This window comes from Amycolatopsis sp. WAC 04169, assembly GCF_003947535.1.
GTDB classification, from domain to species: Bacteria; Actinomycetota; Actinomycetes; order Mycobacteriales; family Pseudonocardiaceae; genus Amycolatopsis; species Amycolatopsis keratiniphila.
Genome location: NZ_QHJI01000008.1, coordinates 395864 through 419454, shown reverse-complemented (window position 1 = coordinate 419454; position 23591 = coordinate 395864). Strand labels below are relative to the sequence as shown.

The window sequence follows — 23591 nt, the reverse complement described above, 5'->3', positions numbered from 1 at the left end:
TACCGTGACGATCTTCGAGCGCAAGTGCGGAAAACCCACGAGAGGACGAAAAGCGGGTATCAGCCTTCGACGCGTTTGCGCAGTGCCGCGTCCTTGTCCAGCACCAGCTGCTCCAGATCCGCCTGGAACCGCGCCATTTTCGCCTGAAGCTCCGCATCGGACGCGGCGAGGATGCGCACCGCGAGCAGCCCCGCGTTGCGCGCCCCGCCGACGGAGACCGTCGCGACCGGGACACCGGCGGGCATCTGCACGATCGAGAGCAGCGAGTCCATGCCGTCGAGGTACTTCAGCGGCACCGGCACCCCGATCACCGGCAGCACGGTCGCCGAAGCGACCATGCCCGGCAGGTGCGCGGCCCCGCCGGCGCCCGCGATGATCACGCGCACACCGCGCGAAGCGGCCGACGTCGCGTAGTCGAGCATCCGCTGCGGAGTGCGGTGCGCCGAGTAGACGCCGACTTCGTATTCGATGCCGAACTCGGCCAGCGCCTGCCCGGCCGCTTCCATCGTCGGCCAGTCCGAATCGCTGCCCATGATCAGGCCAACCTGCGGCGACATACTCAGTTACTCCTAGTGGATCTCGTAGCCGTCGAGCCAGACGGCGTGGGAAAGCCAGTGCGCGGCGAGCAGTGCGCGGTCGCGCAGCTCCTCCATACGTTCGCCGACGAGGTTGACGTGGCCGAGTTTGCGGCCCGGACGCTCTCCCTTGCCGTACAGGTGAACGCGGATGTCCGGATACCGCGCGAACAGGTGGTGCAGCCGCTCGTCCGGGCCCATCTCCGGCGCCTCGGGCGCGCCGAGGACGTTCGCCATCACGCAGGCGGGGGCGATCAGATCGGTCACGCCGAGCGGGTAGTCGAGCACGGCACGCAGGTGCTGCTCGAACTGCGAGGTCTTCGAACCGTCCTGAGTCCAGTGGCCCGAGTTGTGCGGGCGCATCGCGAGTTCGTTGACCAGCAGGCCTTCGTCGGTCTCGAACAGCTCGACGGCGAGCAGGCCGGTCACGTTCAGCGTCGCGGCGATCCGCAGCGCCAGGTCCTGCGCCTCCTGGGTGCGCTCGAGGCTCAGCCCCGGGGCCGGGGCGAGCACCTCGGTGTTGATCCCGCCGGACTGCACGGTCTCCACCACCGGCCACGCCGCACCCTGCCCGAACGGGGACCGGGCCACGAGCGCGGACAGTTCGCGCCGCATGACGACCTTTTCCTCGACCAGCAAGGGGGTTCCGGCGTCGAGCAGTTCGGGGACGGTCTCGCGGGCGTGCTGCGCGGTGTCGAGCATCCAGACACCGCGGCCGTCGTAGCCGCCCTGCGCCGCCTTCAGCACCACCGGCCAGGAGTGCTTGTCGCCAAAGGGGATCACGTCGTCCACAGAGGACACTTCGGCGAAGGCGGGGCCGGGGATCTCGAGCCCGGCCATCATCTCGCGCATGACGAGCTTGTTCTGCGCCATCGACAACGCGGCCGGATCCGGCCGGATGGTGACGCCTTCCATCGCGAGCGTCAGCAGGTGCTCGCCGGGAACGTGCTCGTGGTCGAAGGTCAGCACGTCGACCCCGGCGGCGAACGAGCGCAGCGCTTCGAGGTCGGTGTGGTGCCCCTGCACTACCTCGCCCGCGACGAGGCCGGCGGATTCGTTCTCCCCGGCGGCGAGCACGCGCAGGGACTGGCCGAGGGAGATCGCCGCCTGGTGGGTCATCCTGGCCAGCTGTCCGCCGCCCACCATGCCCACGATCGGAAGACCGGTTCGTTTGTCCATAACGTCGTGCAGATTACTTGGCCGCCACCGCCGCGACCTGGGCGGACCCGCGTCGCAGCTCCCGCACGGCCAGGCCTGTGATGGCGATCGCAGCGGTGAGGACGTAGACGTTGCCGAGCAGCGACCAGCCCAGCCCCCAGCCGAACTCGGTGTCCCCGCCGTTGGGCACGAACATGATCACGCCGCTCGCGAACAGCACCGCGACGCCCGCGGCCAGAACCCACGCCCGGCGGACGACGAGCAGGACGAGCAGCGGCACCGTCCACACCCAGTGGTGTGACCACGACACCGGCGAGAGCAACAGCCCGTAGAAGGCGGTCACCAGCAACGCGCCGACCGGGTCACCGCGGCGGTGCAGGCGCACGACCAGCCAGACGGCGGGAACGGCCAGGACGGCGGCGACGGCGATGGCCACCGCCAGTGACCACGACGCGAGTTCCGTAGCGCGGTTCACCAGCCCGTTGAGCGACTGGTTGAAGATCCAGTGCACGGAGCCGACCCGGCTCGGATCGGTCGCCGACTCGGTCCAGAACCGGACGGCGTCACCGGGGATCACCGCGAACATCACGGCTTCGAGCCCGGCGAACGTGCCGAGCGCCCGCAGCGCGTCCTTCCAGCGACCGGTGAACAGCAGATGCGGGACGAAGATCAGCGGCGTCAGCTTGATCGCGGCCGAGATCCCGATCAGCACCCCGGCCCAGCGCGAACCGCGTGCCGAAAGCACCAGGACGTCGAGGACGATCAGCACCATCAGGATGAGGTTGATCTGCCCGAGGAAGATCGTCTTCCAGACCGGCTCCAGCGCCAGCGCGCCCGCCGTGGCCAGCGGCAGCACCCACCATCGGGTGAGCGGGGCGCCGCAGGCGCGGGCGACCACGGAGATCACGACGCTGAGGCAGACCAGCGACAGGGCGCCGACGACGCCCCAGGTCAGCCCGGCCGGCACGATCGCGAGCGGCAGGAACAGCGGCGCCGCGGCCGGGGTGTAGGTGAACGGCAGCAGCACCCACGGCGGCAACGTCGTCAGCGCCTCGCGGGTGTAGAGCGGTTCGCCCTTCAGCAGCGTGAGGGCACCGGCGCGGTAGACGGCGCTGTCCGCGCCGAGATGCCATTCACCGAGCCAGGCGACGACACCCAGCGCGAGCATCGCCAGCGCGAGCACACCCGCCAGCGTGATCCCGACGAGCCGGGCCTCAGCCGCCGGACGTGACTTCAGCATGCTTTCCGGTGTCCCCCGTGCCCTGCTTCCGCCGCAGGTACCACCAGCGTCCGGCGAGCGCGAGCGCCAGCACCAACGGCATGAAGATGTACGCGCTGCCGAGGATGTTCTGCCACACCTTCCAGTGCAGCTCGACGTTGCGGCCGTTCGGCAGGATCAGCAGCACACAGCTGATGAAGACGAAGAACACCGCGAAGGTGCCGAGCCAGCGTTTCCACGCGGTGGCGGGAGTGGTCTTCGGCAGGCGCGAGACCAGCAGGACGACCAGCGGCGCCACCCACACCCAGTGGTGGGTCCAGGAGATCGGCGAGATCAGCAGGATCCAGAACGCGGTCACCAGCATCGCCGCGAGCGCCTGGCCCTTGCGGTGGAAGCGGAGCACCAGCCAGATCGCCGGGATCGCGAGCAGCGCGCCGATCCCCATCGCCGCCTTCGACGCCCAGGGCGCGAGCTCGGTGAAGCGGTTCATCAGCGCGTTCAGCGACTGGTTGCCAGCCCAGTGCACCGGGCCGATGCGGCCGGTGTCGGGCAGCGTGTAGGTCCAGTACCGGGCCGCGTCGTGCGGGATGATCAGGAACATCAGGCCCTGCATCACGACGAACGTGACGAGCCCGCGCACGGCGTCCATCCGGCGGCCGGTGATGAACAGATGCCCCAGGAACACGATCGGGGTGAGCTTGACCGCGGCCGCGACGCCGACCAGCACGCCGCCCCAGCGGCTGCCCCTGGCCCCGATGACCAGGATGTCGAGCATCACCAGCGCCATCAGGATGATGTTGATCTGGCCGAGGAAGATCGTGCGCCACACCGGCTCGAGGCCGAGGAAGACCAGGAAGAACGCGATCGTCGACCGGGCGGGCGAAGCCCACCAGCGGGGACCGTCGGTCGAGGGCTTCGGGAGCGCGCCGATGGCGATGCGGACGCACAGCGCCAGCGCGAGCAGCGAGACCGCGGTCAGGAGCCCCCAGGCGACCTGCGTCGGGACGATCGCGAGCGGGATGAACAGCAGCGCGGCGGTGGGCGGGTAGGTGAACGGCAGCAGCGCCCACCACGGCTCCACCGGAAGGGTGTTCGCGTCGTACAGCGGGTCGCCGTTCAGCAGCGTCTCGGCACCCGCGCGGTACACCGCGCTGTCCACGCCGAGCACCCAGTCGTGCTGCCATCCCCAGATGCCGAAACCGATCGCGACCAGCGGGATCACCGAGAGGATGAGGATCGATCTCGGCCGGACGGACAAGCGGGCGAGCGACTTCCGCAGCGACAGACGATGTTGCGGTCGGCTCGCCGAAACGTCGCCGTTGGCGTCGGCGGGAACAGTCCGGGTCACGCGAACAGGAAATCATGAACCGGGTAGTGCCTGGTCGACAGGGTCGGCCGTGACCTGGAGAACCTCTTACGCTACCCGGTGTCAGGAGCGCGCGAGACTGCCGAGCAGATCGCACGCCAGGTCGTAGGTCGCCGGGAGCCGGACCGCGGATATCTGCGGACGGCCGGTGTCACGCAATTGCGCGTCCACCGAAAGCCGCTCGTTGAGCGCCCTTCGCAGCGCGACGCCGGACGAAGCGAGCCTCACGTCCTTCGGCACGAGTGCGCCCGCGACGGACGGCCCGATCGAGGCGACGCTCTCCCCGCCGTCGAACACCTGCTTCAACGCGTCCGCGACCAGGATCATCCCGGTCAGCCGGGGCCAGCCCGCGACGGAACTGAAGTCCATCGAGACCACGAGCAGCGTGTGCGCCTCCGCGACCGGCCGCTGGTCGCGGCGGGCCTGGCGGTACAGCTCACTCAACCGGGTCCTCAAATAGGCGGCGGTGGGCAGGCCGGTGAGGGGTTCGGTGACCTCGGTGTTCACCAGCTGGTCGGTCGCGACGTCCGCCCAGGCCAGCGCCGTCACCCGCAGTAAGCGGGAGGGCGTGGAATCGACATCCGGAGCGAGGAAACCGTCCACCGCGTCCGGGTCGGCGAGCACGGCGTGCAACGCCGCGAGGTCGGCGAGCGTCTCGGCCAGGCCCGCACCCGCGGCGGCCCGTGCCCGGCCCAGCCCCGCGAGGGCGGTCTCCGCCACTTCCGCGGGAGCGACCCGGCCGTTCTTGATCACGGCCGCGCAGACGGCATCGACCTCGGGCAGACCCCAATCGCTGGGGAAACGCCAGCCCGCGGCCAAGCTGGCCGTCCGCCAGCGGGCCCGCAGTGCGCGGAGCGTGCGATCTCGTTCGAACCGGTTCCAGGCGGCTTGCCCGTCGGATCCCCCGGACGGCGCACCGGTGGCCGGTACGTCCACTGCCCACCGCCCCTTTCCGTTCCGATCTTTTCGATCTTGCGATCGCTTCACGGTGGGGACGCCCGTCCACGCCGCGCGTGACGGCGTTTTTCAAGGATCTTTCCGAACTCTTCGGTAACCCGTCCTGGGTGATGGCGTTGCGCCCTCCGGGTCATCGAAGGGACCGCGAGGTGACGTGCGTCGCCCGTTCCGTCACACTGAGCGGGTTCGGGCGTTTAAGACAGTAGACCCGCCGAACCAGCAGATGAAGGAGCCCCGTGTCCACCGTTCCCGCCGATCTCTCCGGTAAGAGTGACGCCGAGCTGATCGCCGAGGTGCGTGACGGGAAGATCGCGTCCTACGGAACCCTTTACGAGCGCCACGCCGGCGCGGCGCACAATCTCGCACGCCAGCTCGCCCGTTCCAGTTCCGAGGCCGACGACCTCGTTTCGGAAGCCTTCGCGAAGGTGCTGGACACGCTGCGCGGCGGCAAAGGCCCCGACGCCGCGTTCCGCGCGTACCTGCTGACCGCGCTCCGGCACACCGCCTACGACAAGACGCGCAAGGACAAACGCGTCGACCTGAACGAGGACATGTCCGACGTCGGCGGTGCCGTCGGCGAAGCGCTGACCGTCCCCTTCTCCGACACCGCCGTCGCCGGGCTCGAGCGCACGCTCGCCGCGAAGGCATTCGCCAGGCTGCCCGAGCGGTGGCAGGCGGTGCTGTGGCACACCGAGATCGAAGGGCAGACGCCCGCCGAGGTCGCGCCGCTGCTGGGGCTGACCGCGAACGGTGTCTCCGCGCTCGCCTACCGGGCGCGTGAAGGCCTGCGGCAGGCGTATCTGCAGGTCCACCTGGCCGAGAACTCCGCCGAACGCTGCCGCGCGAGCGCGGACAAGCTCGGCGCGTGGACCCGCGACGGATTGTCCAAACGCGAACGCGCCCAGGTGGAGAACCACCTGGACGAATGCGAGAAATGCCGCGCGCTGGCCGCGGAACTGGCCGACGTCAACACCGGTCTGCGCGGGATCATCGCGCCGATCGTGCTCGGTGGCGCGGCTCTCGGGTACCTGGCGACGACCGGGGCGGGCAAGGCGGGCGCGGTCACCGCGGCCGCGACGGCCGCCGCCGCGGGTTCGAGTTCGGGCGGCGCGGCCGGTGCCGCCGCGGCCGGACCGCGCCAATTCGCCGGCGTGGCCGGATCGAGTGTGGCCATCGTCGCCGCCGTCGCGGTGGCGCTCGCCGCCGGTGGCGGCACCCAGGAGATCCCGGCCGCCGCGGCGGTCCCTCCACCCGCCGTCGCGCCCCCGGCTCCTCCTGCTCCCCCCGCGCCGCCGGTCGCGCCGCCCCCGGCTCCGCCCGCCGCGCCGCCGGAGCAGCAGCCCGCGCCGCCCGCTCAGCAGGAGCCACCGCCGGCCCAGGCCCCGGCACCTGGCCCGACGCCCACCCCCGCCGAGCCGCCCGCGCCCACGCCGGTGATCCCGGCGCCTCCGGTGATGACGGCGTCGACCCCGCCCGGCGGTGTCCAGCTGAGGCCGGGCGAACCGGCCGACCTGCCGATCACCGTGCGCAACGACGGCGGAACGAAGTCCGAGCCCGTGGCGGTCTCGCTGAACCTGCCGAGGGGGGTGCGGGCCATTCCCGCCGCCGGCGGCGGTGGGGCGATGGGCGCCAACGGCTTCCGGCAGCAGGCAGCCGGCCCGATCACGGTGAACTGCCCCGGCGGCACCGGCACGGTCACTTGCCGGACCGGTACCGGTCTCGAACCCGGTCAGTCCGCGGTGCTGAAGTTCCGGCTGCGCGCGGACGGAACGGCCGTGGACGGCAGCGTGGTCACCGGTTCGGTGACGGCGGGCGCGCAGATCAAGGTGTCGATCGAGGTGAAGGTCAAGGTGCCTCCGCCGCCCGCGCCCGTGGACAACCTCACGCTGCGCGCCGACGCCGACTGGATGTCCTCGTTCCCCTGGAACCGCAACCCACGGGTGAACATCCACGTCAAGAACACCGGTGAGTCGACGAAGCCGGTGACGATCACTGTCGACCACCGCATTCTCTATTCGTGGAGCTTCTCCGGTATCCGATGCACTCCGACCGGCGAAGGTGCGTCGTGCACTTCGCGCGGCTCGCTGGCTCCGGGGCGTGAGGCGAACCTGACGGTCGTGCTGAAGGGCCGCCCGGCGGAGGGGATGCCGGTGACGGTGAACGCCACCCTCGGCGGCGCCAAGGCGAAGCCGGCCGCCGTCTACCTCGGCTGCTGGCACCACTGGTGTGACGACAACGCGCTGCTTCCGCCGACTACGGTGCCTTCGCTGCCTTCGGTCACTTCGAAGCCTTCGGCTCCTCCGGACACGACGAAGCCTGGGCGTCCTGGATGGCCTGTTCCGCCGAAGAAGCCTTCGCCGTCCGTGACGCCTTCGGAGCCTGTGCAGCAAGAGCCGGCCCAGCCGACGACGACCACGAGCGCGCCGCCGCAACCCGGCAAGTCCAAGCCGACCACGCGGCCCAACGGAGTGGTCGACCGCGTTTTCCAGTAGCGTCGCCCGCATGCCGGCGAAGCATCGCGAACTGCTGCGGTTCGTCCTGGTCGGGGGCGCGAGTTTCGTCATCACGATGACGATCACCTACGGGCTGAAGTTCACCGTGCTGACCGACAAGCCGGTGACCGCGCTGATCATCGGCGTGCTGGTGGCGACGGTTTTCTCGTACGTCGCGAACCGCGAATGGTCCTTTCGCACCCGCGGCGGCCGCGAGCGCGCGCACGAAGCGGCGCTGTTCTTCCTGCTCAGCGGGATCGCGCTCGGCCTCAACGCGCTGCCGCAGCTGGTTTCGCGGTACGTGTTCGAGCTGGAGCAACCGCATGTCTCGCTGCTGACCCAGGAGGTCGCCGACTTCGTCAGCGGGGTGCTCGTCGGGACCCTGCTCGGTACGGCGTTCCGGTGGTGGTCGTTCAAGAAGTGGGTCTTCCCGGAGGCCGGCGCGCGGCCGCGGCTGCTGCAGGGCGGCGGACGGGAGATTTCCGGCATTCCGGATGATCCGGCCGCCTGACCGCCAGGTGGTAGCAAAGGTCCCTTGCTCCCCCGGTCCCGTGGGTCGTGGCACCGCACTCGCGTGATTGAAGCCGCAACTCGCGTGATCAGAGGCGCAACACCGAGTGCGGCCTTCAATCACGCGAGTTACGCGCCTGATCACGCGAGTCACGCCTTCACCCACGCCGCGCGCGTATTCCGAGTCCGCCCCGGCCGACGTCGCCACTCACGACCTCCGCGCCGAAACGCCCAAAGCGTCATATACCGCGCTGTACATCCCCTGCCGACCCGTTCGACGGGCGACGCGAATTAGACTGATCTGGTGACCGTGGTCGAATCCGTCCTTTCCAGGACGCCCGAGCCGCTCCGATCGGTGCTGATCAAGCACCGCGAGCTGTTGAAGTTCGCGATCGTGGGCGGCACGACGTTCCTGGTCGACAACGGCGTCTGGTACCTGCTGAAACTCAGCGTCCTGGAGTCGAAGCCGACCACGGCGAAGGCCATCGCGATCATCGTCGCGACGATCGTGTCGTACATCCTCAACCGCGAGTGGTCCTTCCGCACCCGCGGCGGCCGCGAGCGGCATCACGAGGCGGCGCTCTTCTTCGTGATCAGCGGTATCGCCGTGGTGGTCAACCTGATCCCGCTCTACACGTCGCGCTACATCTTCGATCTCGAAGTGCCGCACGTGACGCGGTTCGTCCAGGAGTTCGCGGACTTCACGAGCGGGTCGATCATCGGCATGCTGCTGGCGATGTTCTTCCGGTTCTGGGGTTTCAAGAAGTGGGTCTTCCCGGATGAGCTGGGCAAACGCCGCCGGGACAGCGACGAGCCGGACGACGACGTCGTTCCCCTCCACTGAAACACTTGTCAAAAGACATGTGATTGCCTAAGGTCATCCATGTCAACGTTCCTTCACTGATGACGCCGGCCGGGTTCGTACGGTCGAGCGGGACGAATTCGAGGTGATCGCCAAGCGCGAAGAGGACCGCATCCGGTTCGGATGACGGTTGAGCCTTTTCCCGTCTTGGCGGGGATCCGGAGTGCTGCTCCGCGTCCCTCGCGTTTCCTCGTTTCTCCCAGTGAACGGATCTCTTTCTTGAGCACCACTCTCGGCGCGCCTCCGCGCGCCCGAAACACCCTTGCCCTCGTCGGGCTCTTCGCCGCTGTTTTCCTGGCGATGCTCGACGCCCAAGTCGTCGCGACGGCCCTGCCGCGCATGGTCGGCGAGCTCGGCGGAGCCACGTCATTCGCCTGGGTGACCACGTCCTACCTGCTGGCGGGCAGCGTCAGCGCGCCCGTCTACGGAAAGCTCGGCGATCTCTTCGGCCGCAAGCGTGTCGTCCTCGTCGCGATCGCGCTGTTCGTCCTCGGCTCCCTCGCCTGCACCCTCGCGCCGACGATGCCACTGCTGATCGCCGCCCGCGTCCTGCAGGGCATCGGCTCCGGCGGACTGTTCGTCTCTGTCGCCGCGATCATCGGCGAACTGTTCCCGGGCCGCGAAGGCGCCCGCTACTTCGCCTGGTTCTCGATCTGCTTCGCCGGGTCCTCGCTGGCGGGTCCCGTCGTCGGCGGCGTGCTGACCGATCTCGCGGGCTGGCGGTCGATCTTCGGCCTCAACGTGCCGATCGGCCTGGTCGCGTTCGGTGTCGTCGCCCGGTTCCTGCGGCTCGAACGACGCCGGACGGCCGCACCGTTCGACTTCGCGGGCATCGTCGTCCTGGCCGGCGCGATCGTCGGCCTGACCCTGGCGACTCCCCTGTCGGCGTCGATCGGCGCGGTGCTGCTCGTCGCCTTCCTGCTCATCGAGCGCCGCGCGGCCGAACCGGTCGTCCCGCTCCGGCTGTTCCGCTCCAGGATGTTCAGCCTGAGCGTGCTGGCCAGTGCCGCGGCCGGGTTCGTCTTCCTCGGTTCGGTCAACTACCTCGCGCTCTTCCTGCAGACGGCGGGTGGCACCGGACCCTCCGAAGCCGGGCTCCTGCTGCTGCCCATGACGCTCGCGGTCGCCGCGTCGTCGATGGTCGCGGGCCGGATCATCGCCAGGACCGGCGCCTACCGCTGGGCGCCGATCCTCAGCATGACCCTCGGCCTCGCCGCCGCGCTCGCTATGTCCACAATGGACGAAACTACGCCGTTGCCGCTCGTCGTCGCCTACCTCGTCGTGTTCGGCGCGGCCGCCGGGCTCAACATGCAGGTGCTTTCCATGGCGGCCCAGCAGAACGTCGCCAGGACCGATCTCGGCGCCGTTTCGGCGACCGTCGGCTTCCTTCGCTCCCTCGGCACCACTGCCGGGCTGACCGTTTTCGGCGCGGTGTTCACGAACGCCTTCACCGACGACAGTCCCGCCGGCTACTCGTCCGCACTCGGCGGCGTCTTCCTGGTGATGCTCCCCGCCCTCGCCGTCGGCCTCGCCGCTTCCCTCTTCCTGCCGCGCGTTTCGTTGCGGCGCAACCACTAAGGAGTCTTTCGATGATCCTCGTACTCGGTTCCACCGGCAAAATCGGCCGTGAACTCGTTCCCGCGCTGCTGGACAGGGGCGCTCGAGTCCGTGCCCTGACGCGCGATCCCTCCCGCGCCCGGATCGATCCGCGTGCCGAGGTCGCCGCCGGCGATCTCGACGCCTTCGACCCCGCGCTGCTCGACGGCGTCGAGCGCGTGTTCGTCCTGACCTCCGGCCACGGCTCGGACCCGCTCGCTCAGGAACAAGCCGTACTCAAGGCCGCAGGCGGCGTCTCGCACGTCGTCAAGCTCTCCACCACGGGCGTCCACTTCGGACAGACCGACCCGATCTCACTCGTGCACGCCGAGGCCGAGCGGGCCGTGCGTGAGGCCGGGCCGGACTGGACGATCCTGCGACCCGGCACGTTCATGGACAACCGGTTCGCCTGGTTGCACGCCGTTCGCGGCGACGGCGTCATCCGCGTTCCCGAAGGCGACCCGGCGTCCGCGCTGGTGCACGTCCGCGACATCGCCGAGGTCGCCGCGACCGTGCTGACCGGCGACGGGCACGCGGGCACGACCTACCCGATCACCGGCGGCGAAGCGCTCACGACGCGGCGGCAGGTGGAGATCCTCGGTGACGCGCTCGGGCGGCGGCTAACCTACGTCGAAGAGCCCGAAGCCGCTTCGCGCGCCCGGATGCTCGAGTACGGCTGGCCCGCTTCGGCCGTCGACGGCATCTTCGAGCTCAAACGGCAGTCCGCCGGGAAAGAGGAGATCGTGTTCGGCACCGTTCGCGAACTCCTTGGCCGGGCGCCGCTGACGTTCGCGGACTGGGCTCGCGAGCACGCGGCCACCTTCGCCTGATCCGTGAAGGCCTCCTTCACTACTTTCAGGGTAGGGAAGGAGGCCTTCACGGACTTGAGACCCGAACATGGGCCGAAAGGGTTAATGGGTTGGGCTGGCCTCCGGGATACGCGATACTCATCAGGCGTTTAATTATCGCCGGTCCGCTGTCCGGACCTCGCATTGTTCGTGACCGGCCCTCTCGCTTAACGTGCCGCGTCGGGGAGACAGGGGGAACCGTATGAACGAACGTCTTCGCGTGCTCGTGGTCGACGACCATCCGCTGTTCCGGTTCGGGGTCTGCACACTGCTCGACAACGAACCGCTGATCGACGTGGTCGGCGAGGCCGCGAGCGGCGCGCACGCGATCAGCGCGGCGAGCGCCCTCACGCCCGATGTCGTGGTCATGGACCTGCATTTACCCGATATCAGCGGCGCCGAAGCGACCCGGCACATCGTCGCCGAACGGCCCGGCGTCGGCGTGCTCATGCTGACGATGGCCGATGAAAGCGAATCCGTTTTCTCCGCGATGCGGGCCGGAGCCCGCGGATATCTGCTGAAAGACGCGGAACCCGACGAAATCATCCGTGCCGTGCACGCCGTCGCGAGGCGCGAAGCGATCTTCGGGCCCGACATCGCGACGCGGGTTCTCGGCTTCTTCAACCACACTCAACCGGCCACGGACACGGTGTTCCCGGAACTCACCGTGCGCGAACGAGAGGTCCTTTCGCTCATCGCGGGCGGGCACAGCAACACCGCCATCGCCAGCACTCTGTGTCTCAGCCCGAAGACGGTGCGGAACCACATTTCGAACGTCTTCAGCAAGCTTCACGTCGCGGATCGCGCCGAGGCGATCGTGCGCGCCCGCGAGGCGGGGCTGGGTCGCTGAAAAAGCGACCCCGATAAGGGCGGCTTTTCGGGCAATTCCGGGACCGGAGTCCCATGCGCTCGGGACACCTCACCCGGCAGGGTGAGTAGCGCGAGGGGTGGGGCCCTCGCACAGTTCGAGGGGAATGGGAATCACATGTTCGAACCGAACCGGACACCGGTGGTCGTCCGCGCGACCGATCCGATCCTGCACAACGGCGTCTGCATGACGCTCCGCTCCCGTGACGACGTCTGGCTGGTGGACGGGGAGACCGCCGACCCGACCATGGTGGCCCTCCTGGTCACCGATCGCCTCGACGAGGCGATGACGCAACTGCTGTCCGCCTTGCACCACCAGGGCTTCACCCGCATCGTGCTCATCGCGGGTGAAGTCGACGACAACGAGATCCTCAGCGCCATCGAACACGGCGTCTGCGCCGTCGCCCGCCGCTCCGAGGCGGGCGCCGACGTCCTGGTCCGGCTGATCAAGGCGGCCGCGGCCGGGGAGGGCGCGCTGCCGCCCGACCTGCTCGGCAGGCTGCTGCACCGGGTCTCACGGCTGCAGCGTCAGGTGCTGCAGCCGCGCGGCCTGCACCTCGGTGGCATGAGCAACCGGGAGACCGAGGTGCTCAAGCTGGTCGCGTCGGGGTTCTCGACGCAGGAGATCGCCGACCAGCTCTGCTATTCGCAGCGCACGGTGAAGAGCATCCTGCACGACGTGACCAACCGGTTCCAGCTCCGGAACCGCTCGCACGCGGTGGCTTACGCACTGCGTGAGGGATTGATCTGACCCCGTGATCAGCCAGGTCGACGAGGCGTTGTGCCGTCTCATCGCGCCTCATCTTCCGGAGGGGACGGTGGTCCGGCTCGATCCGCCGAAACCGACCTGGCAGACCGAGACGCGGGTGTCGAGCGTCGATCTGTTCCTCTTCGCCCTGCACGGCGCCGGCCCGGGAACCGGCGCCGTGCGGGCGAAGCGGTGCCGACTGTCCTATTTGGTCACGGCGCGGGCGGACAAGGTCCGCGACGAACACACGCTGCTCGACCGGTCGCTGGGGGTCCTGATCGGGACGGAGTTCCTCGTGGTCGGCGAGCAGCCGTTGCCGATCACCCTGGAGGAGACCGATCCGACCGGGCTGTGGGTCAGCCTCGGCATGCCGGCCCGTGCGGCGTTCGTCGTCACGATCACGGCGGAGTACCGAGACTGAGCACCGACGACCGGCGCAGGACCACCCCGCCGATGGACGCCAGCTCCCCGCCGAAGAGGTCGCACCACTCGGCGGCGTTCCCCGGCGGGCCGCAGTCACCCGCCCGTCTCGCCCACTCCGCGCGGACTTCGAGGCGATAGCCGAGGATGCCGGTCAGGGTCAGCCCGTTCCGGCTGACGCCGACCCCGCACATGCCCCGGTAGAGCCGGCCGTCCGGCGGCTCGAACTCGGCGCTCTGCTGGACGAACCGATGGCCCGCCGCCCCGGTGACGGTCGCGACCGGGGTGTCGATCCCGCTGACGAACAGGCCTTTGGAGAGCAGGTCGAGGGCTTCGGCCTCCATCCGCTCCACCACGCCGGGAGGACGGCGGCACGCGTACAGCGCGCCGTCGAAGGACAACCGCACGGTGATCGCCACCTTGCCGATCTCCAGGGTCGCCGCGGCCACCGGACTCACCGGTGGGCGGTACCGGAACGCCGACGCATGCACACCCCCGACGGTAAGTCGCCGCGCCGCCGCGACCTTGCCCGATCGGGACGTTCTAGGGGCGGCACTTAGCGAGGGACTCGCTCGGCGGGCCACCGCACTTCGGCCACGTCACCCGGCCGGGGCACCTTGAGGAACAGGCTGAACACCGCCGGCTGCTTGCTCGACAGCTCCAGCCTGCCACCGTCGGCCTCGATGAGCGCTCGCGCGAGCGCGAGACCGACACCGGTCGATCCGCCGCCGGAGAATCCGCGTTCGAAGATATGCGGCGCCAGCTCGTCGGGCACCCCCGAGCCGGTGTCGGCGACCTCGACGACGACGGTGCCTTCCGTGTCGCCGCGCCGGGCGGCGAGCGTGACCGTGCCCGCGCCGTGGCGCAGCGCGTTGTCGAGCAGGACGCCGACGACCTCGCGCAAGCGGCCGGGCGTCGCCCTCGCCCTCAGCCCGTCGGAGACACGGATCCGCAAATGCCTGCCCTCGGCGCGAAGCAGCTGCCGCCACTCTTCGGAGACCTCGGGGAGCACTTCGGCCAGATTCACCGGTTCCGCGCCGACCTCACGCGCCGCCCGCGCGGCGGCCAGCAACTCGTCGAGCGCTTCGGCGAGCCGGTCCGCCTGTTCCTGTGCGGCCTTCGCCTCGTCGACGACGTCCTTGTCGGAGTGGATGGTCAGCGGTTCGAGCCGCAGCTGCAACGCGGTCAACCGGCTCCGCAGCTGATGCGAGACGTCGCCGACGAGCTGACGTTCCCGCTGGACGAGCTGCGCGAGCGCCGAGCCGGACGCGTCGAGCGCTTCGGCGACCATGTCGAGCTCGCCGACGCCGTAGCGCTTCGGATCCGGCCGGAAATCCCCGCCGCCGAGTTTGACCGCGCGATCCGCGACGTGTCTCAGCGGTTTCGCGAGCCTTCGCGCGGTCACCGTCGCGACCACCGTGCCGGTGCCGACCGACAGCACGACCAGCAGCACCACCAGCAGGGTGACCTGGGTCTGGCGGGTGCGCATCGGCCCGGCGGGCACGGACAGCTCGACCTCGCCGTGCAACGCGATCGGCGCCCGCTCGGACACCACGTCCGAGCCGGGGTCGGAGCCGTAGCGCTTCTCGATCTGCCCTTGCGCGCGGACGGTCAGCAGACCGCCCTGCGGCACGGCGACCCGGACCAGGTCGAGATTGATCGGCTGGCCGACGGCGATCTCGTTGTCCAGCGTCGCCGCAATTCCGCGGGCCGAGGACGCGAGGTTCTCGCGGTTGAGGTTCTCGACCAGTTGCCACGCGGTGATCCCCAGCGGGATGCCCAGCACCGCGGCGGTGACCGCGACGGCGAGCAGGATCGCCAGGAGGATGCGGCGGCGCATGCTATTCCGCGTTGAAGCGGAAGCCGACGCCGCGGACCGTGGCGATCCGCCGTTCGCCGTCGCCGTTCCCGCCGGGTTTGCCCGCGCGGCCCGCGGCTTCGTCGGCCGCGATGGCGAGCTTCCGGCGGAGCCACGACATGTGCATGTCGAGGGTCTTCGAGGTCTTCGATTCCAGGTCGTTCCAGACCTCGGCGAGGATCTCGTCGCGGCTGACCACCTGGCCGGCGCGGCTCATCAGCACCCGGAGCAGCTCGAACTCCTTGTTCGCCAGCTGCACCTCGTGCAGGTCGACGGTGACCATCCGGGCGCCGAGGTCCATCCGCACTCCCCCGGCTTCGAGGACGTCGGGCGCCCGGCGGCGGAGCAGCGCCCGGATGCGGGCCAGCAGTTCGGCGAGCCGGAAGGGCTTGGCGACGTAGTCGTCGGCGCCCGCGTCGAGCCCGACCACGAAGTCGACCTCGTCCGTGCGCGCGGTGAGCATCAGCACCGGGACCTCGGTGCCGCTGGCGCGCAGGCGGCGGCACACCTCGAGCCCGTCCATGCCCGGGAGGCCGAGATCGAGGACCAGCAGATCCACTCGGTCGCTCTCGGTCGCGTCGAGGGCGGCGGGCCCGTCACCGACGACCCGCACCTCGTATCCCTCCCGCTGGAGTGCGCGGGAAAGCGGATCGGCGATGGCCGGGTCGTCCTCGGCGAGTAGCACCATGCTCACCTGGCCAACTCTACGACTGCCGGGCGTGAAACCATCGTGACCGTGCCCGGCTACGAGAATGATCTTGAACTCGCCACTCGGCTGGCCGACGCCGCCGACGCCATCACCACCGCCCGGTTCCGCGCGCTCGACCTGGCCGTGGAACGCAAACCCGACCGGACGCCGGTCACCGACGCGGACACCGCCGTCGAGGACGCCATCCGCGCGATCCTCGCCACGGACCGGCCGGACGACGCGGTGCTCGGCGAGGAACGCGGCGGCACCGCCGCGACCGGGCGGGCCTGGGTGCTCGACCCGATCGACGGGACCAAGAACTTCCTGCGCGGCGTCCCGGTGTGGGCGACGCTGATCGCGCTCGTCGAGGACGGCGACCCCGTGGTGGGCATGATCAGCGCACCGCTGCTCGGCCGCCGCTGGTGGGCCGCCGCCGGGGACGGCGCCTGGATGAGCGACTCCGCCGGGGAACGCCGCATCTCGGTGTCGAAGGTCTCGGCGCTCGAAGACGCGTATCTGTCCACAACGGACCTGAACTCGTGGGTGGAGTACCACTCACGCGAGAAGTACATCGACCTCGTCGACGCTTGCTGGGAAAGCCGCGCCTTCGGCGATTTCTGGCACCACTGCCTGGTCGCCGAGGGCGCGCTCGACGTCACCGCGGAATGCATCGTGAACCCGTGGGACGTCGCCGCGGCCCAGGTGCTGGTCACCGAGGCCGGTGGCCGCTTCAGCGACCTGAACGGCGAAGCGCGCTACGACAACGGGTCGGCGCTTTCGACGAACGGGCTGCTCCACGATGAGGTCTTGGCGATCCTGAAGCGCTGAACGCGCGTGAAGGCCCCCTTCCCTCGGCTGATGGAATTCAGGCTGCGCGCGCCAGCGCGTCCGTTGAGGGCGGTGGCGGGGGCATGGATGGAGGAAGGGGGCCTTCACGCGCAACGAGGTCAGTGCGCGCCGGGCAGCAGCCCGACGGCGCCGCGCGCGACCTGCGACCAGGCCAGACGGCCGAAGAGGTAGTGGCAGGCGACCTGTTCGCTGGTGAACCGCGCCCAGTCGTACCGGTTGCCCTGCTCCCGCCAGAAGACCTCCCAGGCGGGCTCGGCGCCCTCTTCCTCCGTGCGCATGAGGCACCAGGCGTTGTCCACCTCCGCGCCGACCGAGACCACTTCGGGCGGCACGCCCAGCGCGGCCAGCCACCGCAGGATCGTCCCCGTGTTCACCGAACCTCCCCCGTGACGTCCGCCAGGAAGCCCAGCGTGACGAGTTCATCGGCGCCCAGCACCGTGCGGAAACGCACCCCGCCGCCCGGCTGGCCGAACCATCCGGCGGTCACCGAGCGCCAGACCGGCAGCGGCCGGACGACGCGGTAACGCCGGTAGACACCGACCTGGTCGGGCGGCAGCGAGCGCATGGGGAACAGGGTCGCGTCCTCGGCGAACACCCGGCCGTGCTGATCCCCGAAGCGGTCGAGATGAGTGCCGGCTTCGAGCATCGTCGGCGTCGCCGGATCGCCGTCGGACGGCCACAGGTAGCCCGTTCCGGTCACGAAGCGCTCTTTCCAGTCCTCTTCGGACATTTCGCCCCACGGATGGTGTCCCCTGGTCAACTCCGGCGGCGGAACCGCGGCCGGAGTCGTCGGCGACCGCCGGAATCCGCTGCTGACATGGGACAACGCGTCCAGGTCGTCGAGCACGTCCGCCTCGGGATGGTCCTGCGGGCCGGAACCGCCGTCGGGCAGCGGCAGCTGACGCGCGGGTTTGCCCATCGCGACCGGAAGATGCCCGATCGGGAACATGTGCACGAGGAACAGCGCGATCACGCTTTCCCGTTCCGTCCGCAACGCCCCCATCGGCGGCGGGGCGGCGGGCTTCGGCGGGAAGGGCACCCGCAAGGGCGCCACCGCGGGCGGCCACGGCGAAGGCGCGTACGGCGCGCGAGCCCCGTGCGGCGGTGTCGGGGCGTCGTACTCGACGGGCAGCCGGATCGGGCCCGTTCCGGCCTCGCTCGGATCGGTCACCGCACCTCCCCCAAGGAATCGGTTCCCACCGGTGGACGGGGGAGGCAGCGGACAGGACGCGTTACGACCTTAGCGCCGGACGGCGTTCCCGTCGGCGGATACCCGAAAGCGCATCAAGGCTCGCGACGGCGCACGACGTTCGACGAGTTCGAAACCCGCCTTCGTGAAGGTGCTCACCGTGCCGTGGTACAGGTCCGCGCCCGGCCGCTTGCCCAGTACCTCGACGGGGTAACCCTCGACGACGCGCGCCCCACGCCCGGCCGCGAAATCGACCGCGGCCCGCAGCAAGGCGGCGGAAAGCCCCTGGCGACGGCTCTTCCTGCCGATGTAGAAGCACGTCACCGACCAGACCCCGGCGTGATCACCCGCCGACGCCGCGACCGGCGACCTCGCCAGCCGCGGGTTGTCGAGCCGGGGCGAGACGGCGACCCAGCCGACCGGCTCGTCGTCGACCAAGGCCAGCAGCCCCAACGGTTTCCCGGCCGCGGCCTCGTCGCGAACATGGGCCTTGCGGCCGTCCTTGCCCGCCTGCTTGAACTCGGGCCCGGTCAGCCGGAAGAAGGCGCACCAGCAGCCGCCCTGCACGCCTCCGGGCCCGAACAACCGCTCGAAAAGCGGCCAGGTCTCGCCGGTGAGTTCCGCGAACCTCATCCGGCGAGCGCGTTGACCACCCGCGACGGACTCGGCCTGCCCAGCTTCCCGGCCATCCACTTGCTCGTCGCCACCAGCGCGTCGAGATCGACGCCGGTTTCGACGCCGAGACCGTCGAGCATCCACACGAGATCCTCGGTCGCGAGGTTCCCGGTGGCCGATTCGGCGTACGGGCAGCCACCGAGGCCACCGGCCGACGAGTCCACAGTGGACACACCGCTCCGAAGGGCGGCCAGTGTGTTCGCGAGAGCCTGGCCGTACGTGTCGTGGAAATGGACGGCCAGCGCGTCGACGTCGGGGAACTCCCCGATCAGCGTCTCGACCTGGCCCGCGGTGGCGACGCCGATCGTGTCGCCGAGCGAGAGCTGCGAGCAGCCGAGGTCCAGGAGCCGTTTACCCACTCCGGCGACCTGCGCGGCCGGGACGGCGCCCTCCCACGGGTCGCCGAAGCACATCGACACGTACCCGCGGACGTCCAGCCCCGCGGCCCGCGCCCTGGTGACGACCGGCTCGAACATCGCGAACTGGTCGTCGACCGTCGAGTTGAGGTTCTTCTTGGCGAAGGTCTCGGTGGCGCTGGCGAAGATCGCGATATGCGAGACACCGGCCTCCAGCGCCCTGTCCAGCCCGCGCTCGTTCGGCACGAGCACCGGGTACCGGACGCCCTCGCGCCGGTCGAGCCCGGCCAGGAGCTGCTCGGCGTCGGCCAGCTGCGGCACCCATTTCGGGCTCACGAAACTGGTCGCCTCGAGCGTGGTCAGCCCGGAATCGGCGAGCCTGTCCAGGAATTCGAGTTTGACCTCGACCGGGACGATCGACTTCTCGTTCTGGAGACCGTCACGCGGGCCGACCTCCCAGATCGTCACCCGCTCCGGCAGGGAGTGGACGGACGCGACCTTCTCGGGCAGCCCCAGCTCTCGCGTGCCCATCAGCGGCGCCGGTTTCCGCGCGGCGGGTGCCCCTGCGGCGGCAGCGGCTCGGTCTGCTGCGGGCCCGGCGCGAAGTCGTCGTACGGGTTGTCGTTGACTTCGCGGTAGATGACCGTGTGCACGCGCTCGACCTTGGGGATGTCGTCGAACTTCAGCGGTTCGTCCGAAGCGGACTCGATCACCAGCGTGCCGCAACCGAACACGCGGTCCAGCAGCCCGTGCTCGAACTGGACGCTGTTGATACGCGACAGCGGGATGTCGATGCCGGTCCGCTTGAGCACACCCTCGCGGGCGATCAACCGGTCCGTGGTGACGATGAAATGCGTCGTGCGCCACCGGACGAACGGCGCCAGGAACAACCACACGACGAGACCGAGCCCGACCGCGGCGATCGCGATCTCGGAGATCAGGTCCCACGGGGCCGTCGCGTCCTTCGCGATGACGGCCAGCCAGATCCCCGCGCCGAGCGTGACGATCAGCGCGAGGAACGGGAAGATCAGCATCTTGAAATGCGGGTGACTGTGCACCACGACGTGCTCGTTCTCGCTGAGCAAATCGTCCGGATAGGCCACGACGGACGCTCCCAAAGTGTGTTCGGCGCTGGTGAGCTCACCGTACCGGCGAACGGTCCCGGCGGAAGAGGAGACGCCGGAAATCGAGACGCACGGATCAGGCCTTGGCGGGCCGCACGTGGACAACGTCTCCGGCGAACACCGTGTACCGCTCACCACCGGGAACGTCGACCTGGAGCTGGCCGGCGGGATCGATGTCGGCGGCGCGGCCGGTGAGCGCCGAGCCGTCGGGCAGCTGGACCTCGACGTCCTGTCCCAGCGTGGCGCAGTACCGCCGGTAATCCCCGAGCAGACCGGCCTCGGCCAGCGACCCGCCCCCGAGCCGCCAGCGGCGTTCGAGCTCGTCGAACGAGGTGAGCAGCCGGACGGCGATCTCGGCGCGGTCGGTCTCCGTCGCCCCCTGCTCGGCCAGCGAGGTCGCGGGCAGGCCGCCGGGCCCGGCCGGGACGTTCTCGCCGAGCGGCAGCACGTTCAGGCCGATACCGAGGATCACCGTGGTCTCGTCACCGGCGACGGCCTCGGCGAGGATGCCCGCGCATTTGGCGCGGTCCGGGCCGGCGAGAACGTCGTTCGGCCACTTGAGGACGGCGTCGACACCCAGTCCCTCAGCGATCTCCCGGACCGCGAGCCCGGCGACCACGGAAAGTGAACCCAAATTGGCGAACGGGACGCCGCCCGGGCGCAGCAGCACACTGACGTAGAGGCCCGATCCCTTCGGCGAAGACCAGTGCCGGGCGCGGCGGCCGACCCCGGCCGTCTGCTCTTCGGCGATCAGCACCGTGCGGTCTTCAGCCCCCTTCGCGGCGGCTTCCCGCAGGTCGGCGTTGGTGGACCCGGTGCTCGCCACGACCTCGATCGCGGCGTACCGGCCGGACAGCGCGGCACTCAGACGCCCGGCGTCGAGCGCTCCCGTCTCACTCATTTGTCCAGAATATGAGAGTCCCCCTAACGTGCAAGGCGTTCGCTCGTTACGCAGAGGTGGTCTCCAATAATCTGGACGGCGTGACCGAGCCCGAGCCCGCGCCGAGCGCGTCCGAAACCAGCCGGAAGAAGTCGTGGGCGCACGGCGTGGCGATGCGCGGCCTGGTCGCCCTCCCGCTGGTCGCGGGGCTCGCGACGGCGGGCTGGCTGCTCGCGGGCGGGAACGACCCCGCCCCGGCGGACGGACGTCAGCCAGTGCCGCTTCCCGCCGCGAAGCAGGATCCGGCCACCGTCGGCGGCGGCGCGGGCCCGTCGGTCCTGGAGGTCAGCGCGCCGGTCAAGGCGCAGGAGACGCCGAAGGGCGCCCGGCCGCTCGAAGAGTGGGCCAACAAGCTGGCCGGACCGCTCGACATCCCGGCGAAGTCGCTCATGGGCTACGCGAACGGCGAACTGGCGCTGCGCGGCGAGCAGCCGAACTGCCACCTGTCCTGGGTCACCCTGGCCGGGATCGGCGCGGCGAGCTCGAACCACGGCCGCGGCGGGGACAACCCGCTCGGCCTGTCGGCGCAGCAGTGGAAGAAGCACGGCGCGTCGATCCCCGGCATCGCGAAACCCGCGCTCGCCGATCCCGACTCCGCTTCGGTCGCCGCCGGGCGCGTCCTGTGCGCTTCCGGGGCCGACCTCGGCGGCGGCAACGGCTGGTGGAAGGCCATCGCCGGCTACCAGGGCGGCAAGGGCAACGAGGCCGAACTGTTCCGTCAGCGTGTCCTCGGCAACGCGCAGCTGTACGCGACCTTGTCCCTCGACCCGGCGCGCTCCGCCAGCCCCGCCGTGAAGGCGACGCGTTTCGCCCTCGGCCAGCTGGGCCTGCCGTACGTGTGGGGCGGCAACGGCCCCGAAGCGGGCGCGGCGGGCTTCGACTGCTCCGGGCTGACCAAGGCGTCCTACGACGAAGCCGGTGTCGCGCTCCCGCGGACCGCGGACAGCCAGTTCCGCGCGCTGCCGCAGGTGCCCGGCGAGCCGAAGCTCGGCGACCTCGTGTTCTACGGGAACCCGTCGACGCGGATCCACCACGTGGGGCTGTACCTCGGGAACGGGCTGATGATCAACGCGCCCACGCAGGGCCAGGCGATCCAGATCCACACGTATCACTCGAAGGGCGACGACTACACGGGTGCCGGGCGGCCCGCGGCCTGACTTGGGTCCAGGCACGACGTGCCGGAAGTACGGGAAAGTCACTCATGGGAGCCGTTGCGGACACTTCGTTGCATTGAGTGACGGGTGTGTGGAAATAGGGACGCTGGATGTCCCTATTTCCACACACCCCTCATCAAGGCCACCGGTCACAGCAAACACATGCCTGACCGCCCTCACGGCGCGACAGCCCGCCGGTAAGGGCTCGACACGCCCGCCGCGGTCAGCGGCCGCTCCGGATCGTCGGGCTTCCCCGGCGAAGGCGGAACGGACTCGGCGTGCCGGACGAGGACGATCTCGCAGCTCATTGACGAGCGGCCAGCCACTCGAGCGCGCCCGCCCCGTGGCGCAGAACCGAGACATGCCCGTCTTCGGGAAAAACGCGCGACTCGGCCGTGGCGCACTGCCGCGCCAGCCACTCGCCGTGCGCGAGCGGCACGATCCGGTCCTTGCCACCATGCAGGAACAGGGCCGGAGCCCGGACATCGGACGGCTGGAAGCCCCACGGCGCGACGTACGCGAGGTCGTCGTCGATCAGCGCACCGGGCCCGCCCTCGACCGCGGGGCCGACGACGTCGAGAAACCACTTCCAGTCGCCTGACAAGGCCGCGTGATCCGCGGGGGTGAACATCTCCGCGTCGTATTCGGCCGTCGCCTCGTGCCGCTCCTTTTCGGCCCGCCCCGCCACGGCGGCCGTCAGGGATCCGGCTCCCGCCGCGCCCATTCCCGCGAACCAGTCCAGCCCGGCGGCGCCGTACGGGGCCAGGCTCGCGACGCAGACCAGCGCCGTCACCCGGTCCGGCAGCAGCGCCGCGCAGGCGAGCGCGTGCGGCCCGCCGCCGGAATGCCCGAAGACCGCGAAGCGCCCGATTCCCAGGGCATCGGCGATCTTCTCGACGTCCGACGCCGCCGACGCGACATCCCGGCCGGGCCTCGGCGACGAACCGCCGTAACCGGGCCGGTCGTAGGAGACCCACCTCAGCCCGAGCCGCTCGGCGGCCGGGAACAGCGGGACGGGCGGGGCGCCGATGTTCGGGCTCCCGTGGTGCCAGAAGACCACCGGACCGGCCCCGCCCGTGTCGTACGCGTGCAGTGTGGCCCCGTCCCCCAGGTCCACGTCCGACTCGTCCACCATGGCCC

The 23591-nt window shown here is 70.1% G+C and carries 26 protein-coding genes; 10 read left to right on the top strand and 16 right to left on the bottom strand.

All coding sequences use genetic code 11. The annotated features are described in order from the left end of the window. Positions 1-59 precede the first annotated feature (59 nt). The 5 genes from purE to DMC61_RS24325 all read right to left on the bottom strand — a co-directional run bounded on the left by purE (position 60) and on the right by DMC61_RS24325 (position 5254). Positions 60-557 carry a 5-(carboxyamino)imidazole ribonucleotide mutase gene (gene purE, locus DMC61_RS24345; RefSeq protein ID WP_016331381.1) on the bottom strand — a complete coding sequence of 166 codons (498 nt, stop codon included), beginning with the start codon at positions 555-557 and terminating at the stop codon, positions 60-62. A 12-nt stretch (positions 558-569) separates the two neighbouring features. After that, positions 570-1754: a 5-(carboxyamino)imidazole ribonucleotide synthase gene (locus tag DMC61_RS24340; protein WP_125691464.1), complete on the bottom strand. Its 1185-nt coding sequence runs from the start codon at positions 1752-1754 to the stop codon at positions 570-572. 13 nt (positions 1755-1767) lie between these two features. Beyond that, positions 1768-2973: a glycosyltransferase 87 family protein gene (locus DMC61_RS24335; protein ID WP_125691462.1), complete on the bottom strand. Its 1206-nt coding sequence runs from the start codon at positions 2971-2973 to the stop codon at positions 1768-1770. Then, positions 2948-4300 carry a glycosyltransferase 87 family protein gene (locus DMC61_RS24330; RefSeq protein WP_016331378.1) on the bottom strand — a complete coding sequence of 451 codons (1353 nt, stop codon included), beginning with the start codon at positions 4298-4300 and terminating at the stop codon, positions 2948-2950. The genes DMC61_RS24335 and DMC61_RS24330 overlap by 26 nt, the downstream gene beginning before the upstream one ends. Positions 4301-4381: 81 nt before the next feature. Further along, positions 4382-5254, bottom strand: coding sequence for a GGDEF domain-containing protein (locus DMC61_RS24325; RefSeq protein ID WP_125691460.1), 873 nt, complete (start codon positions 5252-5254; stop codon positions 4382-4384). Between the two features lie 257 nt (positions 5255-5511). Here DMC61_RS24325 and DMC61_RS24320 point away from each other — a divergent pair, with 257 nt between their 5' ends. The 8 genes from DMC61_RS24320 (at position 5512) to DMC61_RS24285 (ending at position 13619) form a co-directional block, all read left to right on the top strand. Continuing rightward, entirely contained in the window at positions 5512-7767 is a 2256-nt protein-coding gene (locus DMC61_RS24320; protein ID WP_125691458.1) for a sigma-70 family RNA polymerase sigma factor, read from the top strand. 10 nt (positions 7768-7777) lie between these two features. Beyond that, positions 7778-8278 (top strand): GtrA family protein, encoded by a 501-nt coding sequence (locus DMC61_RS24315; RefSeq protein ID WP_125691457.1) that lies wholly within the window; start codon positions 7778-7780, stop codon positions 8276-8278. A gap of 303 nt (positions 8279-8581) precedes the next feature. Continuing rightward, on the top strand, positions 8582-9121 hold the full coding sequence (locus DMC61_RS24310) for a GtrA family protein (protein ID WP_016331373.1): 540 nt from the start codon (positions 8582-8584) through the stop codon (positions 9119-9121). Between the two features lie 237 nt (positions 9122-9358). After that, on the top strand, positions 9359-10717 hold the full coding sequence (locus tag DMC61_RS24305; RefSeq protein WP_125691456.1) for an MDR family MFS transporter: 1359 nt from the start codon (positions 9359-9361) through the stop codon (positions 10715-10717). Between the two features lie 11 nt (positions 10718-10728). Further along, entirely contained in the window at positions 10729-11565 is an 837-nt protein-coding gene (locus DMC61_RS24300) for an NAD(P)H-binding protein (RefSeq protein ID WP_125691455.1), read from the top strand. A 220-nt stretch (positions 11566-11785) separates the two neighbouring features. Continuing rightward, entirely contained in the window at positions 11786-12433 is a 648-nt protein-coding gene (locus DMC61_RS24295; protein ID WP_016331369.1) for a response regulator transcription factor, read from the top strand. 135 nt (positions 12434-12568) lie between these two features. After that, positions 12569-13201 (top strand): response regulator transcription factor, encoded by a 633-nt coding sequence (locus DMC61_RS24290; protein WP_016331368.1) that lies wholly within the window; start codon positions 12569-12571, stop codon positions 13199-13201. Positions 13202-13205: 4 nt separating this feature from the next. Further along, positions 13206-13619, top strand: a complete 414-nt coding sequence (locus tag DMC61_RS24285; RefSeq protein WP_016331367.1) for a hypothetical protein — start codon at positions 13206-13208, stop codon at positions 13617-13619. On the opposite strand, the gene DMC61_RS24280 is transcribed toward DMC61_RS24285, so the two are convergent. From DMC61_RS24280 to DMC61_RS24270, 3 genes are all read right to left on the bottom strand, one after another. Then, positions 13597-14067 carry a hypothetical protein gene (locus DMC61_RS24280; protein ID WP_016331366.1) on the bottom strand — a complete coding sequence of 157 codons (471 nt, stop codon included), beginning with the start codon at positions 14065-14067 and terminating at the stop codon, positions 13597-13599. The genes DMC61_RS24285 and DMC61_RS24280 overlap by 23 nt on opposite strands. Positions 14068-14174: 107 nt before the next feature. Beyond that, complete coding sequence (locus DMC61_RS24275) at positions 14175-15458, bottom strand: ATP-binding protein (protein WP_125691453.1); 1284 nt, start codon at positions 15456-15458, stop codon at positions 14175-14177. 1 nt (position 15459) lies between these two features. After that, positions 15460-16164 carry a response regulator transcription factor gene (locus tag DMC61_RS24270; protein ID WP_038519243.1) on the bottom strand — a complete coding sequence of 235 codons (705 nt, stop codon included), beginning with the start codon at positions 16162-16164 and terminating at the stop codon, positions 15460-15462. 42 nt (positions 16165-16206) lie between these two features. Between DMC61_RS24270 and hisN the strand changes: the two genes are divergently transcribed. Further along, the gene (gene hisN, locus DMC61_RS24265; RefSeq protein ID WP_125691451.1) at positions 16207-16992 is read left to right on the top strand and encodes a histidinol-phosphatase; all 786 of its coding nucleotides are present in this window, start codon (positions 16207-16209) and stop codon (positions 16990-16992) included. 119 nt (positions 16993-17111) lie between these two features. On the opposite strand, the gene DMC61_RS24260 is transcribed toward hisN, so the two are convergent. From DMC61_RS24260 to DMC61_RS24235, 6 genes are all read right to left on the bottom strand, one after another. Then, entirely contained in the window at positions 17112-17387 is a 276-nt protein-coding gene (locus DMC61_RS24260) for a hypothetical protein (protein ID WP_125691449.1), read from the bottom strand. Further along, a complete protein-coding gene (locus DMC61_RS24255; protein ID WP_125691447.1) occupies positions 17384-18184 on the bottom strand; it encodes a TNT domain-containing protein in 801 nt (266 codons plus the stop codon). The genes DMC61_RS24260 and DMC61_RS24255 overlap by 4 nt, the downstream gene beginning before the upstream one ends. A gap of 69 nt (positions 18185-18253) precedes the next feature. Then, positions 18254-18835: a GNAT family N-acetyltransferase gene (locus DMC61_RS24250; RefSeq protein WP_125691445.1), complete on the bottom strand. Its 582-nt coding sequence runs from the start codon at positions 18833-18835 to the stop codon at positions 18254-18256. After that, positions 18832-19764 carry a hydroxymethylglutaryl-CoA lyase gene (locus DMC61_RS24245; protein WP_125691443.1) on the bottom strand — a complete coding sequence of 311 codons (933 nt, stop codon included), beginning with the start codon at positions 19762-19764 and terminating at the stop codon, positions 18832-18834. Before DMC61_RS24245 ends, DMC61_RS24250 begins: the two co-directional genes overlap by 4 nt. Then, positions 19764-20336: a PH domain-containing protein gene (locus DMC61_RS24240; RefSeq protein WP_016331358.1), complete on the bottom strand. Its 573-nt coding sequence runs from the start codon at positions 20334-20336 to the stop codon at positions 19764-19766. The genes DMC61_RS24245 and DMC61_RS24240 overlap by 1 nt, the downstream gene beginning before the upstream one ends. Positions 20337-20433: 97 nt before the next feature. Next, on the bottom strand, positions 20434-21258 hold the full coding sequence (locus tag DMC61_RS24235) for a biotin--[acetyl-CoA-carboxylase] ligase (RefSeq protein WP_125691440.1): 825 nt from the start codon (positions 21256-21258) through the stop codon (positions 20434-20436). Between the two features lie 80 nt (positions 21259-21338). Here DMC61_RS24235 and DMC61_RS24230 point away from each other — a divergent pair, with 80 nt between their 5' ends. Next, complete coding sequence (locus DMC61_RS24230; protein ID WP_199750086.1) at positions 21339-22454, top strand: C40 family peptidase; 1116 nt, start codon at positions 21339-21341, stop codon at positions 22452-22454. 173 nt (positions 22455-22627) lie between these two features. Here DMC61_RS24230 and DMC61_RS41960 read toward each other — a convergent pair whose 3' ends face one another. Together DMC61_RS41960 and DMC61_RS24220 are read right to left on the bottom strand one after the other, a co-directional pair. Then, positions 22628-22759, bottom strand: a complete 132-nt coding sequence (locus DMC61_RS41960) for a hypothetical protein (RefSeq protein ID WP_255431605.1) — start codon at positions 22757-22759, stop codon at positions 22628-22630. After that, positions 22756-23586: an alpha/beta fold hydrolase gene (locus DMC61_RS24220; protein WP_125691439.1), complete on the bottom strand. Its 831-nt coding sequence runs from the start codon at positions 23584-23586 to the stop codon at positions 22756-22758. The genes DMC61_RS41960 and DMC61_RS24220 overlap by 4 nt, the downstream gene beginning before the upstream one ends. Positions 23587-23591 lie beyond the last annotated feature (5 nt).